Source organism: Paenibacillus sp. FSL R5-0345 (assembly GCF_000758585.1).
Lineage (GTDB): Bacteria > Bacillota > Bacilli > Paenibacillales > Paenibacillaceae > Paenibacillus_AQ.
The window spans coordinates 2,879,552-2,895,668 of sequence record NZ_CP009281.1; the positions used below are offsets into that span (position 1 = coordinate 2,879,552).

The window sequence follows — 16,117 nt, forward strand, 5'->3', positions numbered from 1 at the left end:
GTCATTAGAAATGGTTTCCGTATTTTTAGGTTAAGAAGCCTTTAAAGTTTATTTCATCTTGGCGAAAAAGCTGCGTAACGCCCAACCGCGTTCTTGCCGTTTTTTATATTTCGGCAGTGAACGATAAACAGCGGTGGATTCTTCGAACGCTCGTTTCGCATCTTCTGATCTGCCAAGTGCTTTATACATAGAGCCGGCTAGATAATACGCCTCAGAGGAAGAAGACTGGATTTCTTGATACTGAGTAACGTAATGTAATGCTTTATCATGATCCGTATGGCGAAAAGTTTCAGCTAACCAAAGATAAGGCTGTCCATATCGGGCCTTACTGTTGATCTCCAGACCTCGAAGCATCTGTGCCTCGCCTTCCTCCAAAGCGCCCAGCTTTAGATTCACATGTCCAAGCTCTACCCAATATTCAGCAGATTGTTCATAACGGTCCTCGATTTGGAGTAGGAGATCCTTTGATTCCCTGTATTTTTTACGTTCAGCCAAACTCCGAGCTAAATCAAATTTGGATGAGACATCATTAGGATTCAAAGAAATGGTTGTACGCAGCTTGGAAATTTGACGCATTCTTTTGAAGGGCTTTGTAATACTGGGGAAGATGCCCACATATCGTCGATCCAAGAAATATAAGATAAGAAGCAGGATGAATATAGCCAGAAAAGGGTTGCCCACTAATCTGAAGAGCAGTAAAACACCAATAAATTTAAGCATAACTTCCCTCCATAATCATTTGGTTCCGGTATTGCGATTGAAAAGACTAGATCTAAAGCAGCGTAATTATAACATAAATCAAAGCAATCTGAATCCCGGGATTTAAAAATAATACAACTTTGAACAGCTTTATACCGTCTTAGTGTAAGATGAATAATAATTACAATAATATCATAAGAAGGGAAAAACAAGATGAACTTATTTGCAAGGAAGATACGACTGTTTAGTTTGGTTGTTTGTTCTGCTTTAATGGCTACAGTGTCAGTTCCACAAGCGAATGCAGCTCCATCATCTGCTAAGCTGAGCGGAATTAAGGAAATTGTTGCTGCGCCTGGTTTTTGGGGTGGCAGCTCCTTTGCATTAGGAAAGGACGGAACCGTTTGGGCCTGGGGAAGTAATATGTTTGGACAGTTTGCGAATGGAACAGCAGGACCAGAGGGATGGACGATTACTCCACACAGTATAGCAGCGCTTGAACATACGAAGCAGCTAGAGATCGGTGGGGCTTATTTTGTAGCGTTGAAGGAAGATGGAACGGTTACGGCTTGGGGAGATTATCAGGACAAGAGTGCAGCGGAAGCTGGAAATGGGGCAAGCTCCAAACAACATAGGGTTATGCTGCCTCAGGTGATCTCGGGGATGACGGATGTAGTTAGTGTAACCTCAGGACTATACAATACTTTAGCTTTAAAAAAGGATGGGAGCGTACTCCAGTGGAGTCCTCCAGACGCTTCTAATGTAGGGTACACAGAGCTGCCTGCTGCCACGAAGGTGCAGGGCTTAAGTGAGGTGAAGTGGATCGGGAACAGTATTTATCAGGCCGAGATTCGAACTAACGGTACCCTGTGGACTTGGAGCGCTAACCCGCAAATAGAGAATACACAAGCGGTGAAGAAACCGATCGCAGTTAAGGATTTATACCATGTGAAGTCCGTTTCAATGAGTGATCGCAGCATACTGGCTTTAACCGAAAGTGGAAGCGTCTGGGGAACGATTGACAGCAATAATTATAATGAAATTACGATGAAAAAGATGCCAGGTCTTTCGAATATTGTATCCGTTCAGACGAAAAATGGATTCAATCTTGTTGCTAATAAAAAAGGAGAATACTGGGTATGGGAAGCTGGTACCTTGATGCACGGCCTACAAAAGATCACAACCTTAAAGCAGATATCTAAACTTACGCTGGATTTAGGCGGCTTTGCAGCGGTTAAGAAAGATGGTACCGTGTGGACATGGAGTACTAATAATGTAACCGACAGCAAATGGGTCTTCACTCAGCCAAAGCAAATTAAAGGCTTGAGCAATCCGGTTTCTTTTGTTAGCGGTGAGAATAGTAAGTATGCAGTCTTGAAGGATGGAACTGCCGTGGCTTGGGGGACGAATATGTTTGGACAACTCGGAATAAGCGCTGTTGATTCACGTCCTTTTACTTTATCTCCTATTTTGAAACCTGTTACGGTAATTGTTGATGGGAAGAAAATCGACTCCGTACAGTCTGCTATTTTTATAGATGGAAGTGTAAAAGTACCGATTAGGGAAGTAGCGGAAAGTCTTGGCTACACACTCTCATGGGAGGGAGAAATGACGCTCTCGAAAGAAGGGAAGAAAATCACTTTTAAAGAAGAGGGAGCCATTAAAGTAAGTTATACTTCACTTGTTCCAGCGGCAGCTTTGGCTAAGGCACTAGGTGTTACTGCTGAGTGGAATAGTACACTGTACCAATTAACGTTACATACAAAAAGATGACTTTCATTTAACACTTTATTTAATTTATTGATGTACAATAAGTGAATTAATCTGTATTGAACCATAATAACCAGTCTGGAGTGATAGGTATGGCATTTACAGTATGTGTGTTCGCCGGATCGAATCCAGGTCTTAACTCAGAATATACGGAAATGGCTAGAGAATTGGGTTATCATATAGCTGCACAAGGATGTAGGCTGGTTTACGGAGGTTCAAGAAATGGCCTTATGGGACAGGTGGCGGACGGAGTGTTGGCAAATGGTGGTGAAGTCGTCGGTATCATGCCCGTGGATCTTTTTAAAGATGAAATCAGGCATTCTGGGCTGACGAAATTGATTGAGGTTTCTAGTATGCATGAACGTAAGGCGATAATGAGCGGTATGGCCGATGCATTTATTGCCCTGCCGGGTGGTCTTGGAACCTTTGATGAGTTATTTGAGATCCTATGCTGGATGCAGATTGGGATTCATCAGAAGCCTATTGGACTGCTGAATATTAGAGGTTATTTTAATCCGCTGCTAGCCATGATCTCTCATAGTGTAAGTGAAGGGTTTGCTCCAAAAAATGCGTTGAAAATGTTAGATATGAACTCTGATCCCGAATATTTGCTTGAACTGATGAGAGGTCAAGTTGATCATAGTAATAAAGGGAATGGGAACGCTAGATTTCCTTCACAGCGTTGAGAAAATGAGTAGGAATTTAACAACCTCCAGCTGTTTTATACAGCTTGGAGGTTGTTTTCATATGATCATGTGATAAACTTGTTTCGGTCTATATGTTGCTGGGTAATTAACTTTTAATAAGTAGTAGTGGTTACTCCGAGTAACTCAGGAAATGATTACCTAAGGAGGTTGGAATTCAATGAATGTGATGGTACATAATCTTATGGCTTACAATCATCAGTTTTTTAGACCTCAGCCCGTGGTCAATCCTAAGCAAGAGAGATCTAATAAGAAGAAGCAGAGTTTTCAGGAAGTCTTAGATGAGAAAATGAAAGTGTATGGCAAATACAGAATCATTAAGTAAAAGCTACTACATATGCCTGTTGAAAAAATCCGGAATGCAGTGATCTTAGGGTCACTGCATTCCGGATTTTTTTTTTAGGGTCTAACCTCAAAAAATTGGCAGCTCTTACGGGAGTAGTAAGTCAGATCACTAACTCTGGACTGAATAACGACATCGAAATCAGTGAAGCGGACAACGGTTGCTCCTGAATTCACCAAATGATCGTCCTGAAAGACTCGGACAGGTAATTTTCGGTCAACGGCTTCTTGGAAATCACTGTCTGTAAACAGCGGGCGGTTAATCGGCATAGATATTAAACTCCTTTTGATCATGTAATGAAGTTAGAAATAAAAATAGTATACCTGTGGAAGCAAGAGAAATCCAATATAAGTGATGATAATGAACAATTTATGAGCAACATATTTGGACAAAATTCTATGCGCCCACTGCAGACATAACATAGTTATGACTGTACTAAGGGGGTTTAAATATGCACTGGCTTTCCATCATTATTATTGGTCTGGCTTCAAATTTGGATAACTTAGGAATAGGCGTTTCCTTTGGCGCACGGTCCACAAGAATTACCCCATTTTCAAATCTGATCATTGCTATTCTGTCGATGCTGGCTACATATATCTCAATAACCTCAGGTGAGTATGTTTCAGAATATTTTTCTGAAGCGAACGGAAATGCCATCGGTGGCTGCTTGATTCTGTTTATGGGAATCTGGAGCATTAGAGCGGTGTATAAGAAGCCAACTTCAAGTGTAAGCATGGATATAGAGAGCAACGTCCTCAGCACATCTTCTACAGATACTGGCTATCGTCATGTTTTAAGATGGCAAGAATCGGTGTGGTTGGGTGTGGCGCTGGCTATCAATTGTATTGCTACAGGCTTTGGAGCAGGGATCAGCGGCGTGAACGCAACATTCACAGCGATCTCAGTAGGTGCCTTTTCATTTATTACTGTTGCTGCCGGAATGAAAATCGGGAATCGAATGTCCAAAACTTGGCTAGGCAAACATTCTGATCTTATCGGTGGATTGTTATTAGTAGGCATAGGTCTGTATGAAATATTTATTTAAGGAGGACCTGAGGTCAAAGATACGAAGTAAATGTTAAGACCACATTCTATTGGATGTGGTTTGTTAGCTGTAGCGGACACATTCGTAGTCTCTTAACAATGTCCTACCCTGGTGGGGAAAACAAATTTGATGGTAATGAACTTTGAGTCCTCTTATGAGGGCTTTTTTTATTGAATCAGAAGTATTTCCACCATAAATCGGAAGTTTGCCTCCTCAAAAAAAGAATATAAACCCTGTAGACTAAATCTTGTAAGAGAAACCTTTGAAAGGGGTACAGGGGAATGAATAAAGTAAAACACTTGGCGCTTTCGTTAGTCGCTATCATGCTCGTAGGTTCACTGGCAGCATGCGGAGGCAACAACGCCGAGAACAACGCATCAAGTAAAAATACAGGTAACAACGCAGCAAGCACAAGTGAACCAACAAAAGATGAGGGTACTGAGCCTGCTGAGAAAATCGAACTCTCTTTCTGGACACTCGGAAACGTGAACTATGAGGATCTAGCGAAGGAGTACACGAAGGAACATCCTAACGTTACGATCAAGGTTCAAAATACGGGTGACCAAACGGCTCATCATAATAATTTGACCACTGCATTGTCTGCTGGATCGGGAGCACCTGATATTTTCCAACTTGAAATCGGTTTCATGGAGCGTTTTATCAATGCACAGGATAAATTCTATAACCTGAATGATCTTGGTGCTAAAGATATTCAAGCGAACTATTTGGATTGGAAATGGAAACAAGCCTCTTCCGTAGATGGCAGCTTCCAGTTGGGTTTACCTACAGATATCGGTCCGACCGTTGTTTATTACAGAACAGATTTGGCGGAAGCAGCAGGATTACCAAGTGACCCGGAAGGATTCGGCGGAGCCATTGATACATGGGACAAGTTCGCTGCTGTAGCCAAAACATTTAAAGAAAAGACAGGTAAGCCTTTTGTAGATCTTACAGATCTTACCTTTAACGCATTGCGTGACCAATCCGCGGATGAAATCTACTTCAGCAAAGCGGATGGCAGCTTTATCGGAGACACCAACCTGCAAGTTCGCAAAGCTTATGATTTTACGGTTAAAGGTATCCAAGAAGGTTGGATCAGCAATCTAATGCTTTGGTCTCCAGAATGGGGCCAAGGAATGAACGATGGATCTTTTGCAGTCGTCATGGGACCGGCTTGGATGGCGGGAAATGTTAAGAGTAATGCTCCAGATACTACTGGAAAATGGAAAATCGCCCAGCTTCCTGAAGGTGCCGGTAACTGGGGTGGTTCGTTCCTGACACTGCCTAAAGAGGGCAAACACTCGAAAGAAGCTTATGATTTCATCGCTTGGATGGATAACAAGGATAATCAACTGGAATCTTTCAAGACAAAAGGGCTGATGCCTTCCATTCCTGCCCTGTACGAAGATCCTGCATTCGTAGATTTCAAGGATGAATTCTTCGGTGGTCAACAAACCGCAGTTGAATTTGGTAAAGCGGCTAATCGTGTAAAACCTGTGTACTACGGTCCACTTCATGACCAAACCGATACCTTCTTCAAAAATGCACTGAAAAACGTGTTGGAGAAAAAGGCTGATCCGGCCAAAGAGTGGGGTGAAGCTGTTAAACAAGCGAAGAAACTGGCTGAACGCAGCTAAGACTTCCAACAGAAAGAGTGCAATGCCTGAAAGGTCCGGATTCATGGAGAACAGCATTCTCTGTGAATTCGGACTAAACGTTTACCGTCCTTATAAGGACGCCGAAGACGTTTTTGCTTGATACGTTCGATTACCTGGAGGTGTGACATGGCACAACCTGTTATCTCGAGTCCGCATGCCGAGAGCAAACGCCCGTTTTTAACTGAACAAAGAAGGAGCCGCATCACTGCGTATACTTTCATTTCTCCTTTTTTTATTCTGTTCTTGATATTTGGACTATATCCGATCTTCTTTACGATCTACCTCTCATTCTTTAAATGGGATGCCTTGAACCCTATGAAATTCGTAGGGATGAAAAACTATGAACTGGTCACAAGTGATCCTACCTTTTGGATTTCTTTTAGCAACACCTTAATAATGGGGCTGATCGGAACGGTTCCGCAGATTCTATTGGCGCTTTTGATTGCCGTTTTGTTGAATTCCGGAATGACTCGGTTTAAGAAAACATTCCGGGTACTCTTTTTCATGCCGAATATTACGTCTATCGTTGCAGTTACCCTGGTGTTTAGTACGTTGTTTGGGAACAACGGAATGATCAACTGGATACTTAACGGACTAGGGCTTGATAGTATGGCCTTCAACTCTGGCTGGTGGGGAGTAAAAATTGCGATCTCAACCATGGTGATGTGGCGCTGGACAGGGTACAATGCCATTATTTTTCTATCAGGGCTTCAAAGTATTCCTACAGATTTATATGAAGCGGCTCGAATTGATGGGGCGAACAGAAGACAACAATTCACCTTCATTACAATGCCACTCCTGAAACCTTTTATCGTATTCGTCACTTTACTGTCGACCATAGGTGCGTTGCAGTTGTTTACTGAGCCTTATGTATTCCTGGGCCAATCAGGTACGGGATCTACTCGTCAGGAAGGTATTACTATGGTTACTTATTTGTACAGTGAGGCATTCCGCAATGGATTCTTCGGTACGGCGGCGGCTACGGCAGTTCTGCTGTTTGTGGTCACGATTATATTCTCTGTCCTTAATATGCTGGTTTCAAGCCGCATGGGTGGAGATACAGGAGGGGGTAAAGCGTGAGTACTGTGCGTCTATTAAAAAAAGATCCGGATGATCTTGGGATTTTCGGCAAAGCTTTATTTTATCTCATTCTGATTCTTGGTGCGCTCGTGTCCATCTTTCCTTTTTACTGGATGTTTGTAGTTGGCACAAATGATAGGGGCGCAGTATTCCATGTACCTCCTTTGCTTACGGTTGGGAACCAGTTTTTTGACAATTTCCAGCGGGTACTGGATAAAACAGATTTCTTTCAAGCACTAGGAAACTCATTATTCGTCTCGTCGATGGTAACTATATCGGTCGTGTTTTTCTGTACACTTGCTGGTTATGCTTTTGCTAAATATGAATTCCCGTTTAAAAATATTCTGTTTTACTTTGTAATTGCCACTCTATTTGTACCGCAGCAGCTTGGTGTGTTACCTACTTATGTAATTATGGCCAAGCTCCACTGGATCGACTCTTTCAAGGCGCTGATTGTACCAGCTATGGTTAATGCCTTCGGAATCTTTTGGATGCGGCAGTATATTTCTACAGCTGTACATACGGAACTGATCGAAGCTGGACGGATTGATGGCGGCGGACATTTCCGGATTTTTTGGAACATCGCCATTCCAGTTATCACTCCTGCGATGGCTACACTAGGCATACTGAATTTTATGACCGTATGGAATGACTTCTTCTGGCCTTTGGTCGTGTTGAAGAATCAAGAACACTTTACAATACAAATCGCGCTCCAGCAGTTATTCTCCAATCGCGACGGTCTCGATTATGGAATGATCATGTCAGCTACATTCACGGCAACCTTGCCACTGCTGATCGTATTCCTGTTGTTTAGTCGCTGGGTGATTGCGGGTCTTACTTCAGGAGCTATCAAGAGCTGATCTTACTTTTTGTCTTTACAAGGGAATAGGCGGTTTCGTGAAGAATACTAGAGGACAGAGACAGCTGGGGGAAGGGGAATACCATGAAGCTCCGCCGTAAAATCTTGTTCGCTATTATTCTTCTCGTCTTTATTCCGGTGATACTAATGGGGATCGTAACATACGTTAATTTCTCTAACGCTATGGAGAAAAAATCAAGTAATTTCTACTGGGTTTCATTGCTTGAAACAGATCGAAAGCTCAAATTCGCACTTAGTGAAATCTCCTCGATCACAAATGCTGCGATCACACAACCGGTTATTCAACAATCGCTTAAGCAGACTAACTTTGTGCTCACCTATGACCGCAAACAGGAACTCAACAATTTACTCATTAATCATCCGATGATTACTTCATTTAGTTTATATAGTAAAGATCGGCTGCTTTATCAATACAATGCGCCGATGTCTTTTGAGGAGATGAAGAAGCAGAGTTGGTTTAATGCGATGGAAAGCGCCGAGGGGCGCCCTGTATGGTCTGGCCCCGGTGAGAATGGTTCGGCATTATCCGGTCACCCGGTACTAGTACAAGCCAGAGTGATTAAAGATTATTATTCTCTTGAAGATATAGGCTATTTGGTCGTTAATGTTAAACCTGATTTACTGGATCAGATTTTTTGGGAAGCAGCAACTCTGAAGAAGGGTGATATTTTACTAGTGAACAAGATAGGGAATATCGTTTTTAACAAATCGGGTGAACATATTGGGCAGCGCACCGAGTTCCCTTTTTTAGAAAATGATTATGCCAAGGAACAAAACTATTACATCGACAACTATCAGGGGGAAAAATCACTCATCACTTTCCTTCCTTCACATAATAAAGACTGGTATTTGGCAGCGATTACACCGATGAATCTAATCTCTTCGGAATCTATATCGATTCGTAACATTGCGATTATTTTGGGTACGGTTTCATTGTTATCCGCTATTTTATTTGACCGATATTTTGTAAGAAGACTCGTTTATAGCATTAACAGCGCGGTCAACGGGATGAAGCGGGTGAAGCAGGGGATTTTTACACCTATCACTACACGATACCGTGCGGACGATGAAAGTGATTTGTTGATTGATGGTTTTAACCGGATGAGTACACAGATCAACGAGTTGATTGTGCAGGTGCAGACGGAGCAGGGCCGCAAAAAGGAAGCGGAAATGAAGGCATTAATGGCGCAAATTAATCCTCATTTTATTTATAATTCACTAGAATCGATTAATTCGATGGCCGTGCTGCAAGGTAATAAAGACATTAGTAAAATGGTCATTTCACTCGGCAAGCTGCTGCGAATCAGTATTAGTCAGAATCAAGAGCTGATACCGCTGCAAATGGAGTTCGAGCATGTTCGCCATTATCTGGATATTCAGAAGTTCCGTTTTGAAGATAAATTCTCATACATTATAAATCTTTCGGAAGGTCTTAGAACGTTTATGACTCAAAAGCTGATCGTTCAGCCCATTGTAGAGAATGCATTGTATCATGCGATTGAGCCGATGGAGGACCCTGGAATCATTGAAATCACAGCCTATGAAATGGGTACGGATATGATCATTATCGTAAAAGATAACGGCCCGGGATTCGACTTAGCGAAAATGATGAATCTATGGGATAACGAGGGAAGCGGACATAAAAAATATAGTGATAGCGGTGTAGGGCTTAAGAATGTACATGAACGCCTGAATATCCGATTTGGCAGCCCATACGGCTTACTTGTGTGTTCTTCCCCTGGATTTGGTTCGACGATTCGAATCCGAATTCCAAAAATACTGCCATAATCGATCATCAGATGGAAATAGGGGGAGATTGACATGAAATGGGTGTTGAAGTGGGGCTGGATGTGGATTTATCTAGTGCTGATAACTGGCGCGGTTTTATTTATTACTTTAGTAGATCACGAACCGATTGAAGATAATTCACCAGAAAAAATAACGCTGACTTTCCGTCATTTCTGGATCAAAGAGCATGATCGGCCACTGCTGGCTATCTTTGAAGAGATTGTGGATAAATACCAAATTGCACATCCGAATGTGAAGGTTAATTTTGAAGGACTTGACCAGACGATACACCGTGAGCAAAAGCTGAAAAGCGAGATGGTTACAGGCACGCCACCTGATATGTTTGTCTTATTTGGCGGAGCCGAAATAGAACCATATGTGCGTTCTAATCGCCTGGTTGATCTGACTGATTTTGTCCGAGAGAACGGTCTATCCAATCAATTTAAGGATCTGCATCTTTGGACCTTTAATAACCATATTTATGGATTGCCCATCGAAGGGAATGCTGAACCGCTATACTTCAATAAAACTATATTCAACAAACTTGGTCTCGAGGCGCCTACAACGCTTCAAGAACTCGATAATGTCATACTGAAGCTCAAAGACGGAGGATACATTCCGTTTGCACTCGGGAACGAGGATCGTTGGCCTGCCGGGATTTTTGCACATTATTTAATGGATCGTTATGCTGGCTCCGAATTGATCCAGAAGCTGATCACAGGTGAAGATCAAGCCAGCTTTCAGAATGAGTCCTATTTAAAAGCGTTTGAGCATTTGGATCAATGGATAAAAGAGGGTGCTTTTAGTCCCCTGTCTAATGATCTTTCGACAGAAAATGCAGTCGGTTTGTTTACAAGCGGCAAGGCTGCGATGTATTTAAACGGGAACTGGGATATCAATTTATTTTCTGGTAGTGCGGCTCCAGCTGATTTTCAGAATGAGGTAGGTGTTATTCCATTTCCTGCCTTGAAGCAAGGCGAGGAGCCTTCAATTGCGGGAGGCTACACCATAGGCATTGGTCTTTCGTCCGAATTAAATGGAGCTAAACGGGATGCCGCTTTGGATCTTTTGAAGGCTTTTTACACACAGGAAATTCAGACTCGAATTGTATATGAGGGACTAAGAATTCCGTCTATTCGTATTGCTTTTGATCCGGAGAAGACCGGTCCGGTATTCGCGCAAGTGATGGATATGATGGAAGAGAACCGTAAAAGCTTTGTGCCTTACGATAACGTGTTATCACCTGAGGTTAAGAAAACGTTCCTAAGTGTCATCGAAAAAATGATTAACGAAGAAATGTCTGCGGATCAAGCCTTAAAGCAAGTGCAGGGATCATCGATGCAATACTGGAATCTGATCCAAAGCTCAAATGTTCAATAAGCATGGAGGTGCTGAAATGGATGAGATGCAAGAGAAATATAAAGTACTTCTCGTAGATGATGAGCCGATTATTCTTCGTAGTCTTAAGGTGGCTATTCCATGGGATGATCTGCAGATGGAGATTGTGGGAGAGGCTCGAAATGGAGAATTAGCCCTCCGCCTAATAGATGAAATTACGCCGCATATTATAATCAGTGATATCCGCATGCCTGTGATTGACGGCATCACTTTGATGAAGGAAGTATTACCAAGGAATTCTAAGCTGGTATTTATTTTTATAAGTGGGTATGGGGAGTTCGAATATGCGAGAGAAGCTTTGCGTCAAGGAGCCTTTGATTATTTACTGAAACCCATCGATCATGACGAACTGGTTGAAATGCTGCACCGAGCGAAAACGAGGCTGGATGAGCAAAAAGAGAACGATCAGATGATTCATTCCGTGCAGATGCTGTCTGTGCTCGCTCGTGAACGGATGTTTGCTGAAATCACTTTGGGAAATGCAAGGCCGCTGGAGCACCTGAAATGGCTGGAGAACAGTGAACTTGAGAGCGGATATTTTATGGCGGTTGTTCAATTGGATGATTATTCTGTGCTTACCGGGCAGTGGAGTGTGGAAGAAAAACGACTGTGGCTGTTTGCAATCCGTAATATTGTTGAAGAGTGGTCGCTGGAGCATGGCGTGCTTACGGTCTTCCCTTTTCATAACGGAGAGTGGGTTTTGCTCTTTCCTGGATCTTTAAGTGCGAGTAGAAGAGAACTTGGTGAACAATTGATTTCTGGGATCAAAAGGTACTCCAAGCTAAGCTGCTCTGTAGGAATCAGTCGCTGTACACAAGGTATTGATCAATTAAGTACGGTATATCCTTTGGCTGCGAAGGCTTTGTATCAACGTTTCTATTCTGGTCTTGCCGGGGTGTTTATAGATGAGGAAACAACATTTCCAGGCAATAAAGAAGTAAAGTATCCTAAAGAGCTGGAGACCTCCCTGATAGAGAGCATTCGTACTTTAAATAGAAACCGAATGTCATCTTTGTTCGATGATATGGCACTATATATTGAATCACAAGTCATTCCTAAAGAGATTGCAGAACGTCTTCTTGTGGAGTTGGTTGTTGTGCTATACAGGCATTTTGAACATTTGAATCTAAACTCGGATTGGTCTTTACATGGATTACTAAGCAAGCTGCACCATTTCGGTACCTTGAGTGAAATGATATCTGCTCTGAAGGAAGAATTTGTGGAGCGATTGGATCAAGGAAGTAAACCCGTGAATCGAGATGACACACGCAGCGCCATCGAGAAGACGAAACGTTACATCGAGAGTAATTACCATATGGATTTAAGTATTGAAGAAGTATCGGAGCTTGCCGATCTTAGTGTCAGTCATTTTTGTACTTTATTCAAACAACTCACAGGCTATACCTTCTTGGAGTATGTGACTCACTGTCGAATGGAGAAGGCGAAATATATTTTGCAGAGCAGTAATGTAAAGGTGTATCAAATTGCTCCGCTTGTTGGTTATCAGGACCCAAGATATTTTACTCAGGTCTTTAAGAAAGCTAGTGGTCAGACACCTACGGAATATCGAGAAGAGCATACGAGGCAAGTTAATTAACGAAAAAGCACATGGATATATAGTAAAAGGGGGAAATTCAGGGCATAAGTATGACATTTATCATACTCTTCACTTGATGTTTATGACTTATAGGATGACACTTTATCTTCTATACTGAGATTAGATGAAAAGATCCTTAGCCAGACACATCAAGGAGGAAACGATAAAAGATGACTACAAAACAGACATCACAGCTCTCCAGTCTTAAAAAGAGTGTAGCCCCTTACGAAAAAAACGACCGCAATGCGAGCATAAGACAGCTCATTAATACTTTAGGGCCACTTGTGCTGTTATGGGGCGGAGCTTATTTCTCTTTATCCGTTTCCTACTGGCTTACTCTTTTGTTGGCCATTCCTGCAGCAGGATTTGTAATTCGAACTTTTATTATTTTCCATGACTGTACACATGGTTCGTTCTTTAAGAATCGTAGAGCGAATGACATTATCGGAACGATCACAGGTGTATTAACGCTTGTTCCCTATCGGCAGTGGAAGCATAGTCATTCCATTCATCACGCCAGCTCCAGCAACCTCGATAAAAGAGGGATCGGTGATATATGGATTATGACTGTCGACGAATATGAAGCAGCTTCATTCTGGAAACGCCTGTATTACCGGATTTACCGTAATCCGATCGTGATGTTCGGAATTGGACCTATTGCTGTGTTTATGATTCAGTATCGCTTTAATGCTAAAGGCGCTAGACGTAAAGAACGGATGAATACTTATTTAACAAATGTATCTATTGCAGCGCTCTATGCTTTGCTTATTTGGGCGATCGGCTGGCAAGCCTTTATCATGGTGCAATTGCCAATAGCTTTTGTATCCGGCTTTCTCGGAATATGGTTGTTCTATGTGCAGCATCAGTTCGAGGATTCTTACTTCGAGAATGAATCGGAGTGGAGTTATGTTATGGCTGCAGTAGAGGGAAGCTCATATTACAAGCTACCTAAGCTATTGCAATGGATTACAGGGAACATCGGGTTCCACCATGTCCATCATTTAAGTCCAAAGGTACCCAACTATAATTTAGAAAAAGCACATAATGCTACGCCGCCATTGCAAAAAGCAACGACTATAACACTTAGTTCTAGCCTGAAGGCTCTACACTTCCGTCTTTGGGATGAAGAGAATAAGAGCTTTATCAGCTTTAAACAGATGAAGTCGAGACTAAACAAACCTAAGGTAGCAGCAGAAGTCTTGCAAGTTCATAAGACTAGACTCCAAGGCGAATAATAACTATCGGTTCGAACAAAATAGGAGTACAGAGCAAGGTTAGAGCCGGAGAAATCATTCGTGGCTCTAATCTTTTTCTATTTAGGATAGTGGATCAACAGATTTTCACTGAATTTGTGCTAGAATAAGGAGAGTAATGTATGGTAAAAAGGAGAGCGGTCATGCAAAAGTGGCATCATATTTTTCATAAAAGCACAGGTCTATCCCCTTATGTATGGGTCGTTTTTTACATTCTACCGTTTTATTTTATATTTCGCTCCTCCTCTACCTATCAAGTCGTTTCGGGAATCTTGATGATTGCTGTATTTTTTGTATGTTATGTACTTTCTTTTGTTTCTAAAGGCTGGCTGGTGTATTTCTGGACGAGTGTTCAAATTATAGTATCTATAACGATGACGCTTTTGTTCGGATATATGTATTTTGCGCTTTTCCTAGCCTTTTTTATTGGGAACATACAGAATCGAGTAGGTTTCTTCACGCTGTATTCTATCCATCTGTTAACTACTATCATTACAATCAATTATGAGCTGCTTTCGCGTAATTCAGTGTTTATTAGTCAACTTCCGTTCGTGCTTGTAAGTATGATTGCAGTGATTCTACTTCCAATTAGTACCTATAACCGAAATAATCAAGGTAAGTTACAAGATCAATTGGAAGATGCGAATAAGCGGATCTCCGAACTCGTTAAGATTGAAGAACGCCAACGGATTTCGCGGGATCTTCATGATACTTTAGGTCAGAAGCTCTCTTTAATTGGTCTTAAGAGTGACTTGGCGGGGAAGCTAATTGATTCAAATCCTACGCAAGCTAAAGCTGAGATTGATGATGTACGACAGACAGCGAGAAGTGCGCTGAAAGAGGTTCGGGAAATGGTTACGCGAATGCGAGGCATTCGGCTTGAAGATGAACTTATTCATATTCAGCAGTTTCTTGCAGCTGCTGAGATTGATTTTATTTTGGAGGGGAATCCGAAGCTAACAAACACCTCATTGATTACGGAGAATGTCCTCAGCATGTGTATAAAGGAAGCTGTCACTAATGTTGTGAAGCACAGTGGGGCAAAGTCTTGCTCTATTCTGATTAAACCCTCACGGACGGATCTAGTCATTAAAGTGAAAGATGATGGGACCGGTATACCTGGGAATGATCTTTATTTTAAAGGTCATGGGCTGCAAGGCATGAGAGAGCGTCTTGAATTCGTAAATGGCTGTATGGACATCGTGAGAGATAGCGGGACTACAATTGTAATTAAAGTACCCAATGCATTCAAACATCAGGAACAGGAGGTCATCCTATAATGATTAAAATTGTAATCGCTGAGGATCAACGAATGCTCCTTGGGGCGCTGGCTTCTTTACTCGACTTAGAAGAGGATATGAAGGTCGTAGGCCGAGCAAGCAATGGGGAAGAAGCTGTAGCTATGGTTCAGCAGCTTAAACCGGATATCTGTATTATGGATATTGAGATGCCGGCGATGAGCGGTCTTGACGCTGCAGAAGCCCTGAAGAATAGCGGCTGCAAAACGATGATATTAACGACCTTTGCTCGGGCGGGATATTTCGAACGTGCGCTCAAGGCGGGGGTTCACGCTTATTTACTGAAGGACAGCCCTAGTGAAGAGCTGGCCCTTTCTATCCGGAATGTAATGGCAGGCAGACGTATGTATGCACCAGAGCTGATGGATGAAGCTTACAGCGGTGAAGTGAATCCATTGACTCAGCGGGAGAAGGAAGTGCTCGGACTGATCGCTGATGGTAAAAATACGAAAGAAATTGCCAGCGAGCTGTACATTACCACCGGTACAGTACGGAATTACATTTCGGTTATTCTTGATAAGCTAGACGTTGGGAATCGGATTGAAGCGATCACTCGATTTAAGGAAAAAGGCTGGTTTAAATGAATATCTTAAATTTTTTAATGTTA

The 16,117-nt window shown here is 42.2% G+C and carries 15 protein-coding genes; 13 read left to right on the forward strand and 2 right to left on the reverse strand.

What is annotated here, in order from left to right; genetic code table 11:
• Positions 1-48: 48 nt before the first annotated feature.
• Positions 49-720, reverse strand: coding sequence for a tetratricopeptide repeat protein (locus tag R50345_RS12480; RefSeq protein WP_042126970.1), 672 nt, complete (start codon positions 718-720; stop codon positions 49-51).
• Positions 721-969: 249 nt separating this feature from the next.
• On the opposite strand from R50345_RS12480, the gene R50345_RS12485 reads away from it, so the two are divergent.
• The 3 genes from R50345_RS12485 to R50345_RS31675 all read left to right on the forward strand — a co-directional run bounded on the left by R50345_RS12485 (position 970) and on the right by R50345_RS31675 (position 3,495).
• Positions 970-2,469 (forward strand): stalk domain-containing protein, encoded by a 1,500-nt coding sequence (locus R50345_RS12485; protein WP_197069777.1) that lies wholly within the window; start codon positions 970-972, stop codon positions 2,467-2,469.
• 89 nt (positions 2,470-2,558) lie between these two features.
• Entirely contained in the window at positions 2,559-3,152 is a 594-nt protein-coding gene (locus tag R50345_RS12490; RefSeq protein WP_042126974.1) for an LOG family protein, read from the forward strand.
• A gap of 178 nt (positions 3,153-3,330) precedes the next feature.
• Complete coding sequence (locus R50345_RS31675) at positions 3,331-3,495, forward strand: hypothetical protein (RefSeq protein ID WP_170880233.1); 165 nt, start codon at positions 3,331-3,333, stop codon at positions 3,493-3,495.
• Positions 3,496-3,569: 74 nt separating this feature from the next.
• Here R50345_RS31675 and R50345_RS12495 read toward each other — a convergent pair whose 3' ends face one another.
• A complete protein-coding gene (locus R50345_RS12495) occupies positions 3,570-3,782 on the reverse strand; it encodes a hypothetical protein (protein ID WP_042126976.1) in 213 nt (70 codons plus the stop codon).
• A gap of 182 nt (positions 3,783-3,964) precedes the next feature.
• Here R50345_RS12495 and R50345_RS12500 point away from each other — a divergent pair, with 182 nt between their 5' ends.
• The 10 genes from R50345_RS12500 (at position 3,965) to R50345_RS12545 (ending at position 16,094) form a co-directional block, all read left to right on the forward strand.
• The gene (locus tag R50345_RS12500; RefSeq protein ID WP_042126977.1) at positions 3,965-4,558 is read left to right on the forward strand and encodes a manganese efflux pump; all 594 of its coding nucleotides are present in this window, start codon (positions 3,965-3,967) and stop codon (positions 4,556-4,558) included.
• 281 nt (positions 4,559-4,839) lie between these two features.
• A complete protein-coding gene (locus tag R50345_RS12505) occupies positions 4,840-6,195 on the forward strand; it encodes an ABC transporter substrate-binding protein (RefSeq protein ID WP_042126979.1) in 1,356 nt (451 codons plus the stop codon).
• A 147-nt stretch (positions 6,196-6,342) separates the two neighbouring features.
• Positions 6,343-7,296 (forward strand): carbohydrate ABC transporter permease, encoded by a 954-nt coding sequence (locus tag R50345_RS12510; protein WP_042126981.1) that lies wholly within the window; start codon positions 6,343-6,345, stop codon positions 7,294-7,296.
• Positions 7,293-8,156, forward strand: coding sequence for a carbohydrate ABC transporter permease (locus R50345_RS12515; protein WP_042126982.1), 864 nt, complete (start codon positions 7,293-7,295; stop codon positions 8,154-8,156). The genes R50345_RS12510 and R50345_RS12515 overlap by 4 nt, the downstream gene beginning before the upstream one ends.
• 83 nt (positions 8,157-8,239) lie before the next feature.
• The gene (locus tag R50345_RS12520; protein ID WP_042126984.1) at positions 8,240-9,964 is read left to right on the forward strand and encodes a cache domain-containing sensor histidine kinase; all 1,725 of its coding nucleotides are present in this window, start codon (positions 8,240-8,242) and stop codon (positions 9,962-9,964) included.
• A gap of 33 nt (positions 9,965-9,997) precedes the next feature.
• A complete protein-coding gene (locus R50345_RS12525; protein WP_042126986.1) occupies positions 9,998-11,344 on the forward strand; it encodes an ABC transporter substrate-binding protein in 1,347 nt (448 codons plus the stop codon).
• A gap of 16 nt (positions 11,345-11,360) precedes the next feature.
• Positions 11,361-12,959 carry a response regulator gene (locus R50345_RS12530; RefSeq protein WP_042126988.1) on the forward strand — a complete coding sequence of 533 codons (1,599 nt, stop codon included), beginning with the start codon at positions 11,361-11,363 and terminating at the stop codon, positions 12,957-12,959.
• Positions 12,960-13,129: 170 nt separating this feature from the next.
• Positions 13,130-14,194, forward strand: a complete 1,065-nt coding sequence (locus tag R50345_RS12535) for a Delta(5) desaturase DesA (RefSeq protein ID WP_042126991.1) — start codon at positions 13,130-13,132, stop codon at positions 14,192-14,194.
• Positions 14,195-14,355: 161 nt separating this feature from the next.
• Complete coding sequence (locus tag R50345_RS12540; RefSeq protein WP_042126993.1) at positions 14,356-15,492, forward strand: sensor histidine kinase; 1,137 nt, start codon at positions 14,356-14,358, stop codon at positions 15,490-15,492.
• A complete protein-coding gene (locus tag R50345_RS12545; RefSeq protein ID WP_042126995.1) occupies positions 15,492-16,094 on the forward strand; it encodes a response regulator transcription factor in 603 nt (200 codons plus the stop codon). Before R50345_RS12540 ends, R50345_RS12545 begins: the two co-directional genes overlap by 1 nt.
• Positions 16,095-16,117 lie beyond the last annotated feature (23 nt).